This is a genomic window from Pseudomonas sp. NPDC007930 (assembly GCF_042958985.1).
In the GTDB taxonomy this organism is placed as follows: domain Bacteria; phylum Pseudomonadota; class Gammaproteobacteria; order Pseudomonadales; family Pseudomonadaceae; genus Aquipseudomonas.
Genome location: NZ_JBIBKC010000008.1, coordinates 205,171 through 225,334, shown reverse-complemented (window position 1 = coordinate 225,334; position 20,164 = coordinate 205,171). Strand labels below are relative to the sequence as shown.

The following is a 20,164-nucleotide window of genomic DNA, read 5'->3' as shown; positions in this document are numbered from 1 at the left end:
CCTCGACCCCTTCCGCGACACCTCCACTCGGCCTCCCGAATCGCGCGTTCGGCGGCGCCTGGGCGATCGCGCACCAAAAGCAAGAGCAAGAGCAAAGCAACCCTCAAGCCCTTCCTATAACTCCAGTTCACCTCATCTGGTGGGAGCCCGGCTGTGCCGTAATGCTGTTCACTTAAGCGATTCTAGGGCTTCATGGAGGGGATCAATCTGTGAGCGCTGCTGATGTTGTGCATGAGCTTCAGGGCCTATCGCCCGGCACAGCCGGCCTCCCACGGGGTCTGTGTTGCCTCCAAAATCAATGGCTTACACAAATCTGGTGGGAGGCCGTGGTCCGGCACTCCGGCTGTGCCGGGCGATAGGCCAGCCGCCTCAACCCAACATCCCGCGCAGGTGCTCCGCCAGCCGGTCGAGGCTAAACGGCTTGCTGACGATCGCCATGCCGGCGTCGCTCAGGGCTTCGGCGTCCTGGCCGACGTAGCCGGTCATGAACAGCACCTTCAGCCCCGGGCGCAGGCGCCGGGCGATATCGGCCAGTTGCCGGCCGTTGGTGCCGGGCAGGCCGACGTCGGTGACCAGCAGGTCGATGCGCAGGCTCGACTCCAGCAGCGGCACCGCGACCTCGGCGTCGGCCGCCGGGTAACCCTGGTAGCCCAGCTCGTGCAGCAGGTTGAGAATCAACAGCCGCACGGCGGGGTCGTCTTCGACCACCAGCACGCTTTCACCGCCCGCCGCCCGGGGCGCGCTGCTCGTTACCGGCGGCCCGCTGGGCAGCGGTGGCGCGTCGCGCAGGCGCGGCAGCAGCAGGCTGACCGTGGTGCCGCGGCCCACCTCGCTGTCGAGCATCACATGGCCGCCGCTTTGCTGGGCGAAGCCGTAGATCATCGACAGCCCAAGGCCGGTGCCCTGGCCGGTGGGCTTGGTGGTAAAGAACGGCTCGAAGGCCTTGGCGCGCACGTTGGCCGGCATCCCGCAGCCGCTGTCGCTGACGCTCAGGCACACGTAGTGGCCCGGGCGGATCGGCTCCATCGGGCTGTTGTCGCGCACCTCGGCCAGCGCCAGGTTATGGCTGGCGATGCGCAGCGTACCGCCTTCGGGCATGGCGTCGCGGGCGTTGATCACCAGGTTGAGCAGGGCGTTTTCCAATTGGTTGGGGTCGGTGTCCACCGGCCAGGTGGCGTCGTCCAGGGCCAGCTCCAGGCGGATCTGCTCGCCGGTGGTGCGCAGCATCAGCTCGCGCAGGGCACCGACCAGCGCCGGCGGCTCGACCCGCTGGCGGTCCAGCGGCTGGCGCCGGGAAAACGCCAGCAGCCGGTGGGTGAGGGCGGCGGCGCGCTGGGCGGAGCTGGTGGCCGCCTCGATGAAGCGCCCGGCTTCCTCGCCGCGCCCGGCCGCCAGCTTGCGCTTGAGCAGGTCGAGGCTGCCGATGATGCCGGTGAGCATGTTGTTGAAGTCGTGGGCGATGCCGCCGGTCAGTTGGCCGACCGCTTCCATCTTCTGCGCGTGGCGCAGGGCTTCTTCGGTGCGCTCGCGGGCCTGCATCTCGGCCTGCAGGCGGGCGTTCAGCTCGGCCAGCGCCTGGGTGCGTTCGGCCACCCGCAGCTCGAGGGTTTCGTTGAGCTCGCGCAGGCGCTGCTCTTGCGCCTTGCGCTCGCTGATGTCCAGCGCCGCGCCCATGAAGCGTGACGGCCGGCCGTGGTCGTCATGCAGGCAACGCCCGTGGGCGAGCATCCAGCGCCACTGGCCGGGGCCCTCCTGGCGGCGGTACTCCTGGCGAAAATCGCCCTGGCCATGCAGGCAGGCGCGGATCTGCCGGGCCACCCGGCCGCGGTCTTCGGGGTGCACGGCAAGCAGGTAGTCGTCGATCGGGCGCTGGCCGGCGGTGGGGTCGACATGGTGCATGCGGGCGAACTGGCCATCGGCCTCGAAGCGGTCGGCGCGGATGTCCCAGTCCCAGGTGCCAACGCTTTCGCTGGTGCTCAATGCCGCTTGCAGGCGCGCCTGGCAGGCCGCCAATTCAGTGGCCTGGGCCAGCAGGTGCTGGTGCAGTTGGCCGGCCAGGCGCTCGCGCAGGGCCGGGTCGGCGGCCTGGCTGAGGGCGGCGAGCAGGTTGCCGGGGCTGCCCGCGCGGTGGCTGTCACTCATCGGATGTACCTCAAGTTGCCTGGCGGGGTACAAAACCGCCAAGCTATGCCTAACTTATAACCTTCGCGTTCACGGATTCTATCGCTATGGACCTTCAGGCCCTGCTGAAAATACTGGCCACCCAGGACGGCTCCGACCTGTACCTGTCGACCGGCGCGCCGCCGTGCGCCAAGTTCAATGGCGTACTGCGCCCGCTGGGCACAGACCCGTTGCGCCCGGGCGAAGTGGCGCAGATCGCCGCGGCGATCATGGATGCCGAGCAGAAGGTCGACTTTGACAAAGACCTCGAAATGAACCTCGCGCTGTCGATCAGCGGGGTGGGGCGGTTCCGCGTGAACATCTTCAAGCAGCGCAGCGAGGTGTCGATCGTGGCGCGCAACATCAAGCTCGACATCCCCCGCTTCGAAGACCTCAAGCTGCCGCCGGTGCTGCTCGACGTGGTGCTGCGCAAGCACGGCCTGGTGCTGTTCGTCGGCGCCACCGGTTCGGGCAAGTCGACCTCGCTGGCGGCGCTGATCGACCACCGCAACCGCACCAGCAGCGGCCATATCATCACCATCGAAGACCCGGTGGAGTACATCCACCGCCACAAAAAATGCATCATCAACCAGCGCGAGGTCGGGGTCGACACCCGCAGCTTCCACGCCGCGCTGAAGAACACCCTGCGCCAGGCGCCGGATGTGATCCTCATCGGCGAGATTCGCGACCGCGAAACCATGGAGCACGCCCTGGCCTTTGCCGACACCGGCCACCTGGCAATCTCCACCCTGCACGCCAACAACGCCAACCAGGCGCTGGACCGCATCATCAACTTCTTCCCCGACGACCGCCGCCCGCAGTTGCTGCAAGACCTCGGCAACAACCTGCAGGCGTTCGTTTCGCAGCGGCTGGTCAAGACCATCGACAACAAGCGCCGCGCGGCGGTGGAGGTGATGCTCGGCACCGCGACCATCCGTGACCTGATCCACCGTGGCGAATTCGGCGAGCTCAAGGGGATCATGGAAAAGTCCGTGAACCTGGGCATGCAGACCTTCGACCAGGCGCTGTACGAACTGGTCGGCGAAGGGGCGATCAGCGAGGAAGAAGCGCTGAAAAACGCCGACTCGGTGAACAACCTGCGGCTGCGCCTGAAGCTGCAGCAGGGTGGCGGCAACGGCGACTACACCGCCACCCCGGCGGCGCCGCGCGGCGCCAGCGAGCCGCGCCAGGCCGACTGGGGGCTGATCGACGACAGCCCCGACGGCCAGGCCTGAGCCGCTGCTCACTGGGCCAGCCAGCCGCCGTCGACGTTCCACGCCGCGCCGCGCACCTGCTCGGCGCCCGTGCCGCACAGGAACAGCGCCAGCTCGCCGAGCTGTTGTGGGGTCACGAACGCTTCCGAGGGTTGTTTTTCCGCCAGCAACGCGCGGGCGGCCTGCTCGGCGGGTTCGCCGGCGGCCACCCGGGCGTCGATCTGCTGCTGCACCAGTGGGGTGAGTACCCAGCCGGGGCAAATCGCATTGCAGGTGACCCCGCTGCGGGCGTTTTCCAGCGCAACCACTTTGGTCAGCCCGATCACCCCGTGTTTGGCCGCCACATAGGCCACCTTGCCCACCGAGCCAACGCTGCCGTGCACCGAGGCGATGTTGATCACCCGCCCCCAGTTGCGCGCCTGCATGCCCGGTAGGGCCAGGCGGGTGGCGTGGAACACCGCCGAGAGGTTCAGCGCGATCACCGCGTCCCAACGCTCCGGCGCGAACTGCTCGACCTTGGCCACGTGCTGGATGCCCGCATTGTTGACGAGGATGTCGAGCGCGCCGAATTCGCGCTCGGTGTAGGCCACCAGTTCGCCGATCTGCCGCGGGTCGGCAAGGTCCGCCCCATGGAACCCCACCCGCCCGCCGTGGCGTTCGAGGTGCTTGACCGCCGCCTGGGTGTCGCCAAAGCCGTTGAGAACCACGTTGGCGCCAGCCTGGGCCAGCACATCGGCGATGCCCAGGCCTATGCCGCTGGTGGAACCGGTGATCAGGGCGGTTCTGCCTGTGAGTGCCATGCGATGAATTCCTGTTCTAAACCCCGTAGGAGCCGCGCTCGCGCGCGACCGCGACCTTTGCATTACCGCGAGAAACACCCCACAGCCTAGGTCAAACCATCCGCAACCGCTGCTTGCGAGTCGGCGCGGCAAACGCGCCGTCCAGCGCGGCGTAGTCTTCGGCGCCCAGTTGCAACTGCGCCGCCCGCGCGTTCAGGCGCACGTGCACCGGGTCGGTGGCCTTGGGGATGGCCAGGGTGTTGCCGTCGCGGATCACCCAGGCCAGGCACACTTCGGCCGGGCTCACCTGGTGCTTGGCCGCCAGTTGGTTCAGCAGCGGGTGTTCGAGAAAGCGCCCGCCCTGGCCGATCGGGCAGTAGGCCATGACCGGCATCGCCTGCTCCCGGCACCACGGCAGCAGGTCGTATTCCACGCCGCGGGCTTCGGGGTTGTAGAGCACCTGGTTGGTCGCGCAGCCGGCGCCGGGCAGGGCCTGCAGGTCGGCGACGTCGAAGTTCGAAACGCCCCAGCGGGCGATCTTGCCGTGTTCGCGCAACTGCTCGAAGCCGGCCACGGTGTCTTCCAGCGGGTGCGAACCGGGCCAGTGCAGCAGGTACAGGTCGAGCTGTTCGGTGCCGAGCCGGCGCAGGCTGCGCTCGCAGGCCTGGACCACGCCCTGGCGGCTGGCGTTGTGTGGGTACACCTTGCTGACCAGGTACACCTGCTCGCGCAGCCCGGCGATGGCGCGCCCGACCACTTCCTCGGCGCCGCCTTCGCCGTACATTTCGGCGGTGTCGATCAGCTTCAGGCCCAGTTCGATGCCCAGGCGCAGGGCGGCCACTTCGGCATCGCGCTGTTCGCGCGCCTCGCCCATGCGCCAGGTGCCCTGGCCGATGGCCGGGAGGGTGTTGCCAGCCAGTTCCACGCTGTTCATGCCTCGTCTCCTGTGGTGAGTGAGGGCGCCAGCCCCGCGCCGACCAACGCCTCCTGCAAGGCGAGGGCGGCGGCCGAGAGCTTGTGCTCGGCCAGGCGCATGATGCTGATCCGGCGTTGGATCAGCGGGTCTTCCAGGGCCACGCACTGCGCGCCCAGTTCACGCATCTGCGCGATGCACAACGCCGGCACCGCGCTCACCCCCAGGCCGTTGGCGACCATTCGCCCAACCGTGCTCAGTTGGTGGCTTTCGAACGCCACGTTGAGCCGGCCATGCTCGGCCAGCAGTGCGTCTTCGAGGAGCAAGCGCACCGCCGAGGGCCGTTGCAGGGTAATGAAGTCGTGTTGCAGCAACTGTGCCCAGCGCACCGTGGGCTGGTTGGCCAGCGGCGAGCCCAGCGGCACCACCGCGACGAAGCGGTCCAGGTACAGCGGCGTGAACACCAGGTCCTGGGTGCTTTGCGGCTCAAACCCGATGCCCAGCTCAACGCGCCGGTGGCGGACCATCTCCAGCACCTGTTCATTGATCACATCATCGACCGAGACGTTCACTTTCGGGTAGCGATCGCGAAACCGCCGCAGCGCCACCGGCAGCAGGTTGCCGGCGAACGACGGCATGGCGGCGATCGACACCCGGCCGGTTTGCAGGGTGAAGTGCTGGCGCAGCAGTTCTTCGGTGTTGTCCCAGTCGGCCAGCAGTTGCTGGGCCAGCGGCAACAGGGTTTCGCCTTCCGGGGTCAGGCTCACCTGGCGGGTGGTTCGCAACAGCAGCGGGCCGCCGAGGTCTTCTTCAAGGGCCTTGATCGTCAGGCTGAGCGCCGGCTGCGACAAATGCAGGTGCTCACCGGCCTGGGCGAAGCTCAGGTGGCGGGCCACGGCCACGAATGCGCGAAGCTGTTTGAGGTTCATTTGTTTGGCTTTTAAAAATAATCGATGAATAAATCAAAATTAACAAATGGATTGATCGTAGCCAATAATCAACGCACGCACTCAAGAACAACAAAGGGGTCGACAATGGCAGGGCTGGATAAACGCGTGTACTCGATCGAGCAGGCCCTTGAAGGCCTGGCCGACAACATGACCGTGCTGGCCGGAGGCTTCGGCCTGTGCGGCATCCCGGAAAACCTCATCGCGCAGATCAAAACCCTCGGCGTGAAGGGCCTGACGGTGGTGTCGAACAACTGCGGGGTCGACGGCTTTGGCCTCGGCGTGCTGCTCGAAGACCGGCAGGTCCGCAAGATGATCGCCTCTTACGTGGGCGAAAACGCCCTGTTCGAGCGCCAGTTGCTCGACGGCGAGCTGGAAGTGGAACTCACCCCCCAAGGCACCCTGGCGGAAAAACTCCGTGCCGGCGGCGCCGGCATCCCGGCCTTCTACACCGCCACCGGGGTCGGCACACCCGTGGCCGAGGGCAAGGAGGTGCGCGAGTTCAACGGCCGCCAGTACGTGCTCGAGCAGGCCATCACCGGTGATTTCGCCATCGTCAAAGGCTGGAAGGCCGACCACTTCGGCAACGTGGTGTACCGCCACACCGCGCAGAACTTCAACCCATTGGTGGCCAGCGCCGGGCGCATCACGGTGGTCGAGGTCGAAGAAATCGTCGAACCCGGCGAACTGCCGCCGAGCCAGATCCACACCCCGGGGATTTTCGTTGACCGGGTGATCCTTGGGCGCTTCGAGAAGCGCATCGAAAAACGCACCCTCAAGCAGGCCTAAGGAGCGACGCACATGGCACTGACCCGCGAACAAATGGCCCAGCGCGTGGCCCGCGAGCTGCAGGATGGCTTTTACGTGAACCTCGGCATCGGCATCCCCACCCTGGTGGCCAACTACGTGCCCGAAGGCATGGACGTGATGCTGCAATCGGAAAACGGCCTGCTCGGCATGGGCGAGTTCCCCACCGAGGCCACCGTCGACGCCGACATGATCAACGCCGGCAAGCAAACCGTGACCGCCCGGGTGGGCGCGTCGATCTTCGACTCGGCCACCTCCTTCGCGATGATCCGCGGCGGCCATGTCGACCTCACCGTGCTCGGCGCCTTCGAAGTCGACGTGAGCGGCAACATTGCCTCGTGGATGATCCCCGGCAAGCTGGTCAAGGGCATGGGCGGGGCGATGGACCTGGTCGCCGGCGCCGAGAACATCATCGTGGTGATGACCCACGCCTCCAAGGACGGCGAATCCAAGCTGCTGCCGGCCTGCACCCTGCCATTGACCGGCGCGGGGTGCATCAGGAAGGTGCTGACCGACCTCGCCTGGCTGGAAATCATCGACGGCGCCTTCGTGCTGCGCGAACGCGCGCCGGGGGTGAGCGTGGAGGAAATTCAGGCCAAGACCGCCGGCAAGCTGGTGGTGCCGGATGAAGTGCTGGAGATGGAGTTTTAAGAAGTAAGGGGTAAGTCGCAAGCGGTAAGCGGCAAGCGGCAAGCTTGAGGCTTGAAGCTTGAAGCTTCTTTGCCCGGCCATGCCGGGCGAAGCGGCTCTTTCTTGAAGCTTCTTTGCCCGGCCACGCCGGGCGAAGCGGCTCTTTCTCAACAACAACAACTACAAAAAGGTCTCACCTACATGCCCGCAACACCTCAAGACTCCAGCGCCGCGCGCTTCGCGTTGGCGTGCTCGAATTTCGCCGAGCGCTGGTTCCCCGACTCCTACGTATTCGCCGCCCTGGCGGTGGTGATCGTCGCCCTCGGCGCGCTGGCCATCGGTGGCACGCCCATGGCCACGGCCACGGCCTTCGGCGACGGGTTCTGGAGCCTGATCCCGTTCACCATGCAGATGGCCTTCGTGGTCATCGGCGGCTATGTGGTGGCCAGCTCGCCGCCGGCGGCGCGGCTGATCGACCGCCTGGCGCGGCTGCCGCGCAACGGCCGCAGCGCGGTGGCCTGGGTGGCGCTGATCTCGATGGTCGCCTCGCTGCTCAACTGGGGCCTGTCGCTGGTGTTCGGCGGCTTGCTGGTGCGCGCCCTGGCGCGCCGCGAAGACCTGCACATGGACTACCGCGCCGCCGGCGCCGCCGCCTACCTCGGGCTGGGCGCGGTGTGGGCGCTGGGGTTGTCGAGCTCCGCGGCGCAGTTGCAGGCCAACCCGGCCAGCCTGCCGCCGTCGATCCTGGCGATCACCGGGGTGATCCCCTTCACCCAGACCATCTTCCTCTGGCAGTCGGGGCTGATGCTGCTGGCGTTGATCGTGGTGTCGGTGGTGGTGGCCTACCTCACCGCGCCCGGCGCCGGCTCGGCGCGCAGCGCCCAGGCCTGCGGGGTCGACCCGGCCTTCAGCGCGCCACCGGCGGCGCAGCGTTCGCGCCCTGGCGAGTGGCTGGAATACAGCCCGCTGCTCACCGTGCTGTTGGTGCTGCTGGCGGCCGGCTGGCTGGCCCATGAGTTCGCCAGCAAGCCGCTGATCTTGGCGATCTCCGGGCTCAACACCTACAACTTTTTGTTCATCATGCTGGGCGCGCTGTTGCACTGGCGCCCGCGCAGCTTCCTCGACGCCGTGGCGCGGGCGGTGCCGACCACCACCGGGGTGCTGATCCAGTTCCCGCTGTACGGCTCGATCGCCGCGATCATGACTACGGTCAAGGGCGGCGACGCGCAAACCCTGGCGCACCACATTTCCACCTTCTTCGTGCAGATCGCCAGCCACGACACCTACGCGCTGTTGATGGGGGTGTACTCGGCGGTGCTGGGGTTCTTCATTCCCTCGGGCGGCGGCAAGTGGATCATCGAGGCGCCCTATGTGATGCAGGTGGCCAACGACCTGCAGTACCACCTGGGCTGGGCGGTACAGATCTACAACGCCGCCGAGGCGCTGCCGAACCTGATCAACCCGTTCTACATGCTGCCGCTGCTGGGCGTGCTGGGGCTCAAGGCGCGGGAGCTGATTGGTTTCTCGTTCGTGCAGTTGCTGGTGCACGCGCCGCTGGTGCTGTTGTTGCTGTGGGCGTTGGGCAGCACCTTGGCGTACACGCCGCCGGTACTTCCCTGATCCCCGCTTGCCGGCTAAGCTCTGCCGGCAACCGGCAGGAGGCCGCCCATGCACCCCCGCTCAAGTTTCTGGCGTGACCCGGCGCTGCCGTTCATCGAGGCGCGGCGGGTCGACGACGGCCGCTGCCACGGCCACGCCGCCCATAGCCACGAGACCTTCTCGATCGGCGCGGTTACCGCCGGGCGCAGCAGTTACCTGAACCTGCGCCAACGCCATGGCATCGGCGCCGGCACCGTGGTGTTGATGAACCCCGGTGACCTGCACGCCTGCAACCCGGTGGCCGGGCAGGGCTGGGCCTATGTGATGCTTTACCTCGACGTGGCCTGGCTGCGGGCCCGCCAACACGAGGGCGGGCTGCCGGAGGGCCGCGGCTGGCAGCCGCTGGCGCTGACCCACAGCCGCGAACCCTGGCTATACCAGGCGGTGCTCGGGGCCTTTGCCGCCCTGAGCGGCCCGGCGCTGTGCAGCCTGGGCCGCGAAGAGCGCCTGACCGAGTGGGCCAGTGCCGTGCAGCAGCGCTTACAGGGCTTTGCCGTGGCGCCGGTGCGCGACGACCGCCGCCTGCGCCGGGCCCAGGAGTTCATCCACGCCCACAGCGAGCAGCCGCTCAGCCTGCAGCGCATCAGCGAGGTCGCCGGGCTGTCGCCGTCGCAACTGGTGCGCAGCTTCAAGCAACGCTTTGGCTTTACCCCCCATGAGTTTCTGGTCAACCGCCGGGTGCAGGTGGCGCGCCTGCACTTGCGCAGTGGCGCCAGCATCGCCAGCGCCGCGCAGGCCGCCGGGTTCGCCGACCAGGCCCACTTGCAGCGCACCTTCAAGCGCCACCTGGCGGCCACCCCCGGGCACTACCGCAACAGGTAAAGCGCGCTGCCGGCCAGCAGCGCCGCCATCGAACGGTTGAACAGCCGCACCCGCGCCGGGTTGCCCAGGCGCTGCCGCAGCCAGCGCCCAGCCAGGGCCCAGCAGGCCAGCGAGGCATAGCACACCACGAAGTAGATCGCCGCGAACAGGCCGACCCGTGCCCAGCCGCCATCACCGGCGAACGCCGCCATGCCGGCGCCACAGGCCAACCAGGCCTTGGGGTTGAGCCACTGCATCAGGGCGCCGCTGATAAAGGCCGGCTTCGGCCCACTGCCGGCGTGCAACTGGCCGTTGTCCAAGGCCAGGCTCAGCGCCAGCCACACCAGGTAGGCCACACCCACCCCTTGCAGGCCTTGGCCCAGCAGCGGGTAATCGCGCAGCAACGTGTGCAGGCCCAGGCCAGACAGCAACAGCAGCAAGGTAAAGCCCACGGTGGCGCCGCTGACGTGGCGCAGCGCCGGGGCCAGGCCGTGGCGCGCTGCGCCGCTGAGGGCGACCAGGTTGACCGGGCCGGGTGTGATGGAGGTGGCCAGCGCGAACGCGGCCATGGACAGTGCAAGGCTCATGGTGCCCCTCGGTTCGGATGAAATCGAGGGGCACTGTGGCCGGTTTACCGGCGCGAGGATTGAATGAAATGCGCAACCGCGCGCGGGCGGCTAGCCGCCGTCGGTGTCGATGTCTGCGTCGCGGCCCTTGGCCGGTGCCTTGTCGCGGCGGGGTTCGAAGTCCGGGCTGTAGGCGTTGCCCTCGGCGGTGCGGCTACTGCCGCGGCTGCCACCTTCGGGGCGCTTGCTGTCGCGGCCCTGTGGGTCGATGGCCGGGTCGTTACGGCCGCTGTCGGGCGCTGGGCGCCCACGGGTGTCGTCATTTGGGGCTTTGGTGACCATGGTCGATCTCCTCTGCGGTTACTGGCTGGCGCCGCCGGCTTTACCACCTTCGCCGCCGTTGCCATCTTTCATGCCGCCCATGCCGTTGTTCGGCTGGGTGGCGCCGCCCATGCTGCTGCCTTCGGGGTTGCCGCCGCTCTGGGGTTTGAGCACGTCGCCGCTGGTGGGCTCGCGGGGGGCCGCGGAGCCGTCGGTATTGCCGTTGGGCATGGCGGTGCCGGTGCCAGACGGCACGCCCACCGACGATGGGTTGGTGCCCTTGGGCGCCGGGTTGGTGGTGCCGGTGCTGGCATCGGCGAAGGCGCTGGCGCAGCTGAGGCCGAGCAGGGCGCTGAGGCAGAATGAGGTAAGGCGGCGGGTGTTCATGGTGGCCACTCTTGTTGGGGTACACACTGTGTTGGGCTGTGCCCCAGGGGTGGAGGTGCCGGGGATTCGACGAGTGGTTGACGGCAGCGCCGGCGGCGGGTTAGTTTCCCTGCCCATGCAAACCCTTACCGCACTGCGCCAGCCAAGCATTATTACCGCCATTATCAGCATGGCGGGCTAGCGCATAGCACCTGACCCGCCCTGGAGGCGGGTCTGATCACCCAACGCAACATCTCTCCGGGGCTTTTTCGAACACCGGAGACCCCATGGCCGCAGCCCCGCAACCCCCCGCTTACTACACCAGCGCCTTGCTCGCCCATTACGTGCGCCGCACCCTGGCCGCGCGCATCTACGACCTCGCCGTGGAAACCCCATTGCAGCCCGCCCGCGCCCTCAGCGAGCGGCTGGGCAACGAGGTGCTGTTCAAGCGTGAAGACCTCCAACCCACGTTCTCCTTCAAGGTGCGCGGCGCGTACAACCGCCTGCTGCAACTGAGCGAGGCCGAGCGTGCCGCTGGGGTGGTCACGGCGTCCGCCGGCAACCACGCCCAGGGCGTGGCCCTGGCCGCGCAGCGCCTGGGGATCGAAGCAACCATCGTGATGCCCACCACCACCCCGCAGTTGAAGGTCGATGGCGTGCGCGCCCGCGGCGGCCGCGCGGTGCTGCACGGCGATAACTTCCCCCAGGCCCTGGCCGAGGCGCTGCGCCGGGCCGAAGCCGGCGCCACCTTTGTGCCGCCGTTCGATGACCCCGATGTGATCGCCGGCCAGGGCACCGTGGCCATGGAGGTGCTGCGCCAGCGCCGTGGGCCGTTGCACGCGATCTTCGTGCCGGTGGGCGGCGGCGGCTTGATCGCCGGGGTGGCGGCCTACGTGAAGTACCTGCACCCGGAGGTGAAGGTGATCGGTGTCGAGCCGGCCGAGTCCAACTGCCTGCAGGCCGCGCTGCGCGCCGGAGAGCGGGTGGTACTGCCGCAGGTGGGCAGCTTCGCCGACGGCGTGGCGGTGGCGCAGGTGGGCGCGCATTGCTTCGAGGTGTGCCAGGTGGCGGTGGATGAGGTGATCACCGTCAGCAACGATGAGCTGTGCGCGGCGATCAAGGACATCTACGACGATGCCCGCGCCATCTGCGAGCCCTCCGGGGCCCTGGCGGTGGCCGGGATCAAACGCTACGTGGCCCGTGAGGGGCTGCGTGGGCACACCCTGGTGGCGGTCAATTCCGGCGCCAACGTGAACTTCGACCGCCTGCGTTATGTGGCCGAGCGGGCCGAGCTGGGCGAGCAGCGCGAAGCGATCATCGCCGTGACCGTGCCTGAGCGGCCGGGCAGCTTCCGGCTGTTCTGCCAGGCCCTAGGGCGGCGCCAGGTGACCGAGTTCAACTACCGCTACAACGACCCCCGGCGCGCGCGGCTGTTTGTCGGGGTGCAAACCACCGCCGAGGCCGGCGGCCGCGCCGAGCTGCTCAAAGACCTCGCCCAGCGCGGCTTCGATGTGCTCGACCTGACCGACAACGAACTGGCCAAGGCCCACGTACGCCACACCGTGGGCGGGCACGCGGCGCAGTTGGAGGAGGAGTTCGTGGTGCGCTTTGAGTTCCCCGAGCGGCCGGGGGCGCTGTTGGGTTTTCTGGAGCGGCTGGGGCAGCGTTGGAACATCAGCATGTTCCATTACCGCAACCATGGCTCGGCCGAGGCGCGGGTGTTCGCGGCACTGCAGGTGGCGCCGGCCGAGCGCGCCGAGGTGGCGCCCTGGCTCGACCGGTTGGGCTACCCGTGGTGGGATGAAAACGATAACCCGGCGTATCGGTTGTTTTTGGGGTAGGGGTTGAGGGCCCATCGCCCGGCACAGCCGGCCTCCCACCAGATTTGTGTAACTACTTGATTTACCGGGCAACACACAACCCATGGGAGGCCGGCTGTGCCGTAATGCTGTTCACTTAAGCAATCAGAGCGCTAAATCGAGGGTAAAAAGCCCTGACCTCTCCCGAGGTTTTACCAAGCGCATGACCGGACTGGCCCTTCGCCCGGCACAGCCGGCCTCCCACCAGATGTGTGTAAGTGCTTGATTTACGAGCCAACACCGAACCCGTGGGAGGCCGGCTGTGCCGGGCGATGGGCCCTGAAGCTCATGCACAAAATCCGCAGAGCTTACAGATCCCCTCCGGGCGAGGGGGCCTTCAGCCGAGCTGCTGGCGCGCGACCTTCACCACATTGTCGACGGTGAAGCCAAACTTGGCCTGCAGCTTGGCGATCGGCGCCGAGCCGCCGAAGCTGTTCATCACCACCTTCGCCCCGTGGAAGCCGACGTAGCGGTCCCAGCCCAGCGGGCCGGCTTGTTCCACTGCCACCCGCGCGGTGATGTGCGGCGGCAGCACGGCGTCGCGGTAGGCCTGGTCCTGTTCTTCGAACAGCTCCCAGCACGGCATCGACACCACCCGCGAGCGCACGCCGGCCTGCTGCAGCTGCTCATGGGCCTCGACCACCAGCGACAGTTCGCTGCCGGTGGCCATGAGGATCACCTGTGGCTCGCCGCCGGGGCTGTCGGCCAGCACATAGGCACCGCGGGTGGTGCCTTCGGCGCTGGCATAGCGGCTGCGGTCGAGCGTCGGCAGTGGCTGGCGCGAGAGCACGATGGCGCTGGGGCGGTGGGTTTGCCCGAGCGCCGTGGTCCAGGCCTCGGTCACCTCGTTGGCATCGCCCGGGCGCAGGGTCAGCAGGCCGGGGGTGGCGCGCAGTTGCGCCAGGTGCTCGATGGGCTGGTGGGTGGGGCCGTCTTCACCCACGCCGATCGAGTCGTGGGTGAACACGAACACCACCGGGATCTCCATGATCGCCGCCAGGCGGATCGGCGGTTTCATGTAGTCGCTGAACACCAGGAAGGTCGAGGTGTACGAACGCAAATAGCACAGCGCCAGGCCGTTGGCGATGGCGCCCATGGCATGCTCGCGCACCCCGAAGTGCAGGTTGCGGCCGCCGTAGTGGCCGGCCTGGAAGCCCACTGCGCCGTCGAAGGTGAGGTTGGTCTTGGTCGACGGAGACAGGTCTGCCGAGCCGCCGATCACCCAGCCGACACGCTGGGCCAGGGCATTCAACACCTTGCCGCCGGAGGCGCGGCTGGCCACGCCCTTGGCGTCGGCCTCGAACGGCGGCAGGTTGGCTTTCCAGCCTTCAGGCATGTGCCCTTCGCGCATGCGCGCCAGCTCGTCGGCCAGTGCCGGGTGCTGGTTCTGCAATTGCGCCTGGGCCGCTTCCCAGCCGGCGTAGCGGTCTTCCACCCGTGCGCGCAGGGCGTCGCGCAGGTGGTGCTTGGCCTCATCCGGCACCAGGAATTGGGCGTTTTCATCCCAGCCGTAGGCTTTTTTGGTCAGGCGCACTTCCTCTTCGCCCAGCGCCTCGCCATGGGCGGCAGCGGTGTTGTGCTTGTTCGGCGAGCCGTAGCCGATCACGCTGTCGACCACGATCAGCGTGGGCGCGTCGGTGGTGTCTTTGAAGGTGCGCAGCGCTTGCGCCAGCGCGGCGGTGTCGTTGGCGTCTTTTACGTGCAGGGTGCGCCAGCCGTAACCGCGAAAGCGCTCCGCCACGTTCTCGCTGAAGGCCAGCTCGGTGTGGCCCTCGATGCTGATGGTGTTGTTGTCGTAGATCCAGCACAGGTTGCCCAGTTGCAGGTGCCCGGCCAGGGACGCCGCCTCGCCGCTGATGCCCTCCATCATGTCGCCGTCGCCACACACCACGTACACGTCATAGTCGAACAGGGTGATATCGCCTTGGTTGAAGCGCTGCCCCAGCCAATGCGCGGCCATCGCCATGCCCACGCTGTTGGCGCAGCCCTGGCCGAGCGGCCCGGTGGTGGTCTCCACGCCGGTGGTCATGCGGTATTCGGGGTGGCCGGGGGTTTTCGAATCGAGCTGGCGGAACTGCTTGATGTCTTCCAGGCTCACCGCTGGCTGCCCGGTGGGGGCGCCGTGTTCGTCGATTTCGACCACGCCGGCCAGGTGCAGCAGCGAATACAGCAGCATCGAGGCGTGCCCGGCCGACAACACGAAACGGTCACGGTTGGGCCAGTCGGGGTGGTCGGGGTGGTAGCGTAAAAAGCCGTTCCACAGGGTGTAGCCCACCGGTGCCAAAGCCATCGGCGTGCCGGGGTGCCCGGAGTTGGCTTTCTGCACCGCGTCCATGCTCAGGGTGCGGAGGGTGTCAGTGCACAGGCGGTCAAGATCGGAGGGGGCAGTTGCAGGCATGGCAAGGGTCCTTTCGACGGTGAAGTCGATTAGCGGCCCGGCCAGTGGCCGGTGCCGTAACCGTGCGGGTTACTGCACCTGACCACGCCGGGGCCCGCGAAGTTGCCCCGGCTTCATGAAAGGTCGCGGCGCTTAGCGCGCCGCCACCGCCGCGTTGCTTTCAGGCAGCTGCCAGCCGCCGCCGAGGGCTTTGTAGATCGCCACGATACCGTGGTAGAGGTCTTCTTCGCCCAGGGCCTGGGAGTCTTCGGCGGCCAGGCGTTCGCGCTGGGCGTCGAGCAGTACCAGGTAATCCACGCTGCCTTCCTTGTAGCGCACCTCGGCGAGGTCCGCGGCCTTGCGGCTGGCGTCGCTCTGGCGGATCAACGAGAGCAAGCGTTGCTGGCGCTTGCCGTAGTCGCTGAAGGCGTCTTCGGATTCCTCCAGCGCGCCCAGCACCTGCTGCTCATAGCTGGCCAAGGCGCCTTCGGCGTCGGCCTTGGCGCCGCGAATGCGTGCGCGCACGCTGCCGAGGTCGAACGCCGCCCAGCTGATGGTTGGCGTGAGCGTCCAGGCCTGCGCCGCGCCGGCGCCGATCTGCGAGCCGCGCCCGGAGGTAAAACCGAGGAAGCCGGCCAGGCTCACCCGCGGGAACAGGTCGGCGGTTTGCACGCCGATGTTCGCCGTTTGCGCGGCCAGCCGGCGTTCGGCGGCGCGCACGTCGGGGCGGCGGCGCAGCAGTTCGGCCGGGTCGCCGATCGGCAGCGCCTTGGCGATCGCTGGCAACGCCTTGGGCGAGAGGTCGACCGTGAGCTGCTCCGGGCGCTGGCCGAGCAGGGTGGCGATACGGTTGCGCGCGCGCACCTGTTCGGCCTGCAGTTGCGGCAGGGTCGCCTCCACGCCGGCCAGGCGGGCGTCGGCGCGGACCACGTCGAGGTCGTTGCCGACCCCGGCGTCGCGCAGGGTCACGGTGATCTGCCGCGAGGCCTTCTGGTTGTCGAGGTTGGCCAGGGCGATCTGCTCGCGCTGTTGCGCTCCGCGCAGTTGCCCGTAGGCATCGACCAGCTCGGCGATCATGCTCACCTTCAGCTGTTGCAGGTCGGCCATGGCCGCGTCTTCCTGGGCGTTGGAGGCTTCCAGCTCTCGCTGGATACGGCCGAACAGGTCGAGCTCCCAGGCCATGTCGAGGCCGGCGTCGTAGCGCTCGATGTTCACCCGGTGGTCCACGTAGCCGGGGTTCTGCGCCCGGCCCAGGTTGCTGCTGGCGCGGCCGGTGACCACCGGCAGGTCGTCATTGGCCACGTCGTCGCGGATCGCCCGCGCCGCCTTGTAGCGGGCAAAGGCCACGCGCAGGTCGCGGTTGCCGCTGAGCGAGGCGTTCACCAGTTGGCTCAGGGTCGGGTCGTCGAACTGCTGCCACCACTGGCTTTCGAAACGGCCGCGGTCGTACTGGGCGTTGCCCACCGCTTGCGCGCTGGCCACCTGGGCCGGCGCGGTGTCTGGGGCGTGGTAGTCCGGGCCCACCGCGCAGGCCGCCAGGGCCAGCGCGAGCAGCGAAGGTGCGAAGGGTTTGAGCAGGTTCATGCAGGCACCTCGGCGGTTACGGCGGCCTTGCGGGCCTTGCGCCGCTCCACGAAGCGGCGGATCAGGTAGAAGAACACAGGCGTCAGCAGCAGGCCGAAGAAGGTCACCCCAAGCATCCCGGAGAACACCGCCACGCCCATCGCATGGCGCATTTCGGCACCGGCGCCGGTGGAGATCACCAGCGGCACCACACCCATGATGAAGGCGAAGCTGGTCATCAGGATCGGCCGCAGGCGCAGGCGGCAGGCTTCGAGCACCGCCTCGGTCACGCTCAGGCCCTCTTGCTGTTTGTCCTTGGCGAACTCGACGATCAGGATCGCGTTCTTGCACGCCAGGCCCACCAGTACGATCAAGCCGATCTGGGTGAAGATGTTGTTGTCGCTACCGGAGAGGATCACCCCGGTAATGGCCGACAGCAGCGTCATCGGCACGATCAGGATCACCGCCAGCGGCAGGCTCCAGCTTTCGTACTGCGCCGCCAGCACCAGGAACGCCAGCAACACGCACAGCGGGAACACGAACAGCGCGGTGTTGCCGGAGAGGATCTGCTGGTAGGTCAGCTCGGTCCACTCGTAGGTCATGCCGTTGGGCAGCTCTTGCTTGAGCAGTTTCTCCACCGCCGCCTGGGCCTGGCCGGTGCTGAAGCCGGGGGCCGGGGCGCCGTTGATCTCGGCGGTGACGAAGCCGTTGTAGTGCATCACGCGGTCCGGGCCGGCGGTGTCTTGCACTTTGATCAGCGTGGCCAGGGGGATCATCTCGCCACGGTTGTTGCGCACCTTCAACTGGCCGATCTGCTCCGGCTCCAGGCGGAACTGCTGCTCAGCCTGCACGTTGACCTGATAGGTACGGCCAAAGCGGTTGAAGTCGTTGGCGTAGAGCGAGCCCAGGTACACTTGCAGGGTGTCGAAGATGTCGCTGATCGGCACGCCGAGGGTCTTGGCTTTTTCGCGGTCGATGTTGGCGTCGACCTGCGGCACGTTTACCGTGTAGCTGGTGAACAGCCCGGCCAGCTCCGGCACGCTGCGGCTCTTGGTGATGATGTTCTGGGTTTCTTTGTACAGCGCGTCGTAACCCAGGTTGCCGCGGTCTTCGATCTGCAGGCGGAAGCCGCCAATGGTGCCCAGGCCCATCACCGGCGGGGGTGGGAAAATCGCCATGTAGGCGTCCTGGATGGCGCCGAACTTGCCGTTCAGCGCCCCGGCGATGGCGCCGGCGCTGAGGTCGGCGGTTTTGCGCTCTTCGAACGGCTTGAGGGTGACGAACACGATGCCGTTGTTCGGGCTGTTGGTGAAGCCGTTGATCGACAGCCCCGGGAACGCCACCGCGCTTTCGACGCCCGGTTGCTTGAGGGCGATGTCGCTCATGCGCTTGATCACATCTTCGGTGCGGTCGAGGCTGGCGGCATCGGGCAGTTGGGCGAAGGCCACCAGGTACTGTTTGTCCTGGGTGGGCACGAAGCCGGTGGGGGTGGAGGTAAAGCCCACGTAAGACAACCCGATCAGCCCGGCGTAGACCACCAGGGCAATACCGCTGCCGCGCAGCACCTTGCGCACGGTACCCACGTAGCCATGGCTGGCTTTTTCGAACATGCGGTTGAACGGGCGGAACAACCAACTGCCCAGCAGGCGGTCGAGGAACCGCGAGAAGCGGTCTTTCGGCGCGTCGTGGCCACGCAGCAGCACCGCGGCCAGGGCCGGGGAGAGGGTCAGCGAGTTGAACGCGGAGATCACCGTGGAAATCGCGATGGTCAACGCAAACTGCTTATAGAACTGCCCGGTCAGGCCAGAGATGAACGCCGCTGGCACGAACACCGCGCACAGCACCAGGGCGGTGGCGATGATCGGCCCGGTCACTTCTTTCATCGCTTGCTGGGTGGCCGGCACTGGGTCCAGGCCCAGCTCGATGTTGCGCTCAACGTTCTCCACCACCACGATGGCGTCATCGACCACGATGCCGATCGCCAGCACCAGGCCGAACAGGCTCAAGGCGTTGAGCGAGAAGCCGAACATGTGCATCACCGCGAAGGTACCGATCAACGACACCGGCACCGCGGCCAGTGGGATGATCGAGGCGCGCCAGGTTTGCAGGAACAGCACCACCACCAGCACCACCAGGATCAGCGCTTCGAACAGGGTGTGGACCACCGCCTCGATGGAGCCGCGCACGAAGATGGTCGGGTCGTAGACGATGCTGTAGTCCATCCCTTCAGGGAAGGCTTTTTTCAGCTCGGCCATCTTCGCCCGCACTTCGTTGGAAATCTCGATGGCGTTCGAGCCGGGGCGCTGGAAGATCGGCAGCGCCACTGCCGGCTGGTTGTTCAGCAACGAGCGCAGGGCGTACTGGCTGGAGCCCAGCTCGACGCGGGCGATGTCCTTGAGGCGGGTGATCTGCCCGTCGCTGCCGGCGCGGATGATGATGTTCTCGAACTCGTCCTCGTTGACCAGGCGGCCTTGGGTGTTGATCGCCATCTGGAAGCTGGTCGCGCCCGGGGCGGGCGGGGCGCCCAGTTGGCCAGCGGCGACCTGGCGGTTCTGCTCGCGAATGGCGTTAACCACGTCGGTGGCGGTCAGCCCGCGCGAGGCGACCTTGTTGGGGTCGAGCCACACCCGCAGCGAGTAGTCGCCCATGCCGAACAGTTGCACGTCGCCGACGCCGCCGAGCTTGGCCAGTTCGTCTTTAACGTTGAGCACCGCGTAGTTGCTCAGGTAGAGCATGTCGTAGCGCTGGTCGGGGGAGGTGAGGTGCACCACCATGGTCAGGTCGGGGGAGGCCTTGTCTACGGTAATGCCCAGGCGGGTCACTTCTTCAGGCAGCTTCGGCTCGGTGCGGGTCACGCGGTTTTGCACCTGCACCTGGGCGTTGTCCAGGTCGGTGCCGAGGGCGAAGGTGATGGTCAGCGTGAGCTTGCCGTCGGCGGTGGCCTGGCTCGACATGTACAGCATGTTCTCGACGCCGGTGATCGCCTGTTCCAGCGGCGAGGCGACGGTTTCGCCGATCACCTTGGGGTTGGCGCCGGGGAAGTTGGCGCGCACCACCACGGTGGGCGGGACGACTTCCGGGTATTCGCTGATCGGCAACTGGAACAGCGAGATGGCGCCGCCGATCAGGATCAGCAGCGACAGCACCGCGGCGAAGATCGGCCGGCGGATGAAAAATTGAGAGAAACTCATCTGAGCGTTTC

General features: G+C 67.4%; 16 protein-coding genes. 6 read left to right on the top strand and 10 right to left on the bottom strand.

What is annotated here, in order from left to right:
- Positions 1 to 369: 369 nt before the first annotated feature.
- Entirely contained in the window at positions 370 to 2,142 is a 1,773-nt protein-coding gene (locus ACFZCE_RS18235; protein ID WP_390941513.1) for an ATP-binding protein, read from the bottom strand.
- A gap of 86 nt (positions 2,143 to 2,228) precedes the next feature.
- Between ACFZCE_RS18235 and ACFZCE_RS18230 the strand changes: the two genes are divergently transcribed.
- A complete protein-coding gene (locus tag ACFZCE_RS18230; RefSeq protein WP_390941511.1) occupies positions 2,229 to 3,395 on the top strand; it encodes a PilT/PilU family type 4a pilus ATPase in 1,167 nt (388 codons plus the stop codon).
- Positions 3,396 to 3,403: 8 nt separating this feature from the next.
- Here ACFZCE_RS18230 and ACFZCE_RS18225 read toward each other — a convergent pair whose 3' ends face one another.
- The 3 genes from ACFZCE_RS18225 to ACFZCE_RS18215 form a co-directional block, all read right to left on the bottom strand.
- Entirely contained in the window at positions 3,404 to 4,174 is a 771-nt protein-coding gene (locus ACFZCE_RS18225; RefSeq protein ID WP_390941509.1) for a 3-hydroxybutyrate dehydrogenase, read from the bottom strand.
- 91 nt (positions 4,175 to 4,265) lie between these two features.
- On the bottom strand, positions 4,266 to 5,087 hold the full coding sequence (locus tag ACFZCE_RS18220) for an aldo/keto reductase (RefSeq protein ID WP_390941507.1): 822 nt from the start codon (positions 5,085 to 5,087) through the stop codon (positions 4,266 to 4,268).
- Entirely contained in the window at positions 5,084 to 5,995 is a 912-nt protein-coding gene (locus tag ACFZCE_RS18215) for a LysR substrate-binding domain-containing protein (protein ID WP_390941505.1), read from the bottom strand. The genes ACFZCE_RS18220 and ACFZCE_RS18215 overlap by 4 nt, the downstream gene beginning before the upstream one ends.
- A gap of 105 nt (positions 5,996 to 6,100) precedes the next feature.
- On the opposite strand from ACFZCE_RS18215, the gene ACFZCE_RS18210 reads away from it, so the two are divergent.
- From ACFZCE_RS18210 to ACFZCE_RS18195, 4 genes are all read left to right on the top strand, one after another.
- Positions 6,101 to 6,802, top strand: a complete 702-nt coding sequence (locus tag ACFZCE_RS18210) for a 3-oxoacid CoA-transferase subunit A (protein WP_390941503.1) — start codon at positions 6,101 to 6,103, stop codon at positions 6,800 to 6,802.
- Between the two features lie 12 nt (positions 6,803 to 6,814).
- A complete protein-coding gene (locus ACFZCE_RS18205) occupies positions 6,815 to 7,471 on the top strand; it encodes a 3-oxoacid CoA-transferase subunit B (RefSeq protein WP_390941501.1) in 657 nt (218 codons plus the stop codon).
- A gap of 180 nt (positions 7,472 to 7,651) precedes the next feature.
- Positions 7,652 to 9,070, top strand: coding sequence for a TIGR00366 family protein (locus ACFZCE_RS18200; RefSeq protein ID WP_390941499.1), 1,419 nt, complete (start codon positions 7,652 to 7,654; stop codon positions 9,068 to 9,070).
- A gap of 48 nt (positions 9,071 to 9,118) precedes the next feature.
- Positions 9,119 to 9,931: a helix-turn-helix domain-containing protein gene (locus ACFZCE_RS18195; protein WP_390941497.1), complete on the top strand. Its 813-nt coding sequence runs from the start codon at positions 9,119 to 9,121 to the stop codon at positions 9,929 to 9,931.
- Here the strand turns inward: ACFZCE_RS18195 and ACFZCE_RS18190 are convergent.
- The 3 genes from ACFZCE_RS18190 to ACFZCE_RS18180 form a co-directional block, all read right to left on the bottom strand.
- Positions 9,916 to 10,497, bottom strand: a complete 582-nt coding sequence (locus tag ACFZCE_RS18190) for a LysE family transporter (RefSeq protein WP_390941495.1) — start codon at positions 10,495 to 10,497, stop codon at positions 9,916 to 9,918. The genes ACFZCE_RS18195 and ACFZCE_RS18190 overlap by 16 nt on opposite strands.
- Before the next feature lie 90 nt (positions 10,498 to 10,587).
- Positions 10,588 to 10,818: a hypothetical protein gene (locus ACFZCE_RS18185; RefSeq protein ID WP_390941493.1), complete on the bottom strand. Its 231-nt coding sequence runs from the start codon at positions 10,816 to 10,818 to the stop codon at positions 10,588 to 10,590.
- 18 nt (positions 10,819 to 10,836) lie between these two features.
- On the bottom strand, positions 10,837 to 11,184 hold the full coding sequence (locus ACFZCE_RS18180) for a hypothetical protein (RefSeq protein ID WP_390941491.1): 348 nt from the start codon (positions 11,182 to 11,184) through the stop codon (positions 10,837 to 10,839).
- Between the two features lie 266 nt (positions 11,185 to 11,450).
- On the opposite strand from ACFZCE_RS18180, the gene ilvA reads away from it, so the two are divergent.
- Positions 11,451 to 13,004, top strand: coding sequence for a threonine ammonia-lyase, biosynthetic (ilvA, locus tag ACFZCE_RS18175; protein WP_390941489.1), 1,554 nt, complete (start codon positions 11,451 to 11,453; stop codon positions 13,002 to 13,004).
- Positions 13,005 to 13,359: 355 nt separating this feature from the next.
- Here ilvA and tkt read toward each other — a convergent pair whose 3' ends face one another.
- The 3 genes from tkt to ACFZCE_RS18160 all read right to left on the bottom strand — a co-directional run bounded on the left by tkt (position 13,360) and on the right by ACFZCE_RS18160 (position 20,153).
- Complete coding sequence (gene tkt, locus ACFZCE_RS18170; RefSeq protein ID WP_390941487.1) at positions 13,360 to 15,420, bottom strand: transketolase; 2,061 nt, start codon at positions 15,418 to 15,420, stop codon at positions 13,360 to 13,362.
- Between the two features lie 132 nt (positions 15,421 to 15,552).
- Positions 15,553 to 16,983 carry an efflux transporter outer membrane subunit gene (locus ACFZCE_RS18165; protein WP_390941485.1) on the bottom strand — a complete coding sequence of 477 codons (1,431 nt, stop codon included), beginning with the start codon at positions 16,981 to 16,983 and terminating at the stop codon, positions 15,553 to 15,555.
- Positions 16,980 to 20,153: a multidrug efflux RND transporter permease subunit gene (locus ACFZCE_RS18160; RefSeq protein ID WP_390941483.1), complete on the bottom strand. Its 3,174-nt coding sequence runs from the start codon at positions 20,151 to 20,153 to the stop codon at positions 16,980 to 16,982. The genes ACFZCE_RS18165 and ACFZCE_RS18160 overlap by 4 nt, the downstream gene beginning before the upstream one ends.
- Positions 20,154 to 20,164: the final 11 nt, after the last annotated feature.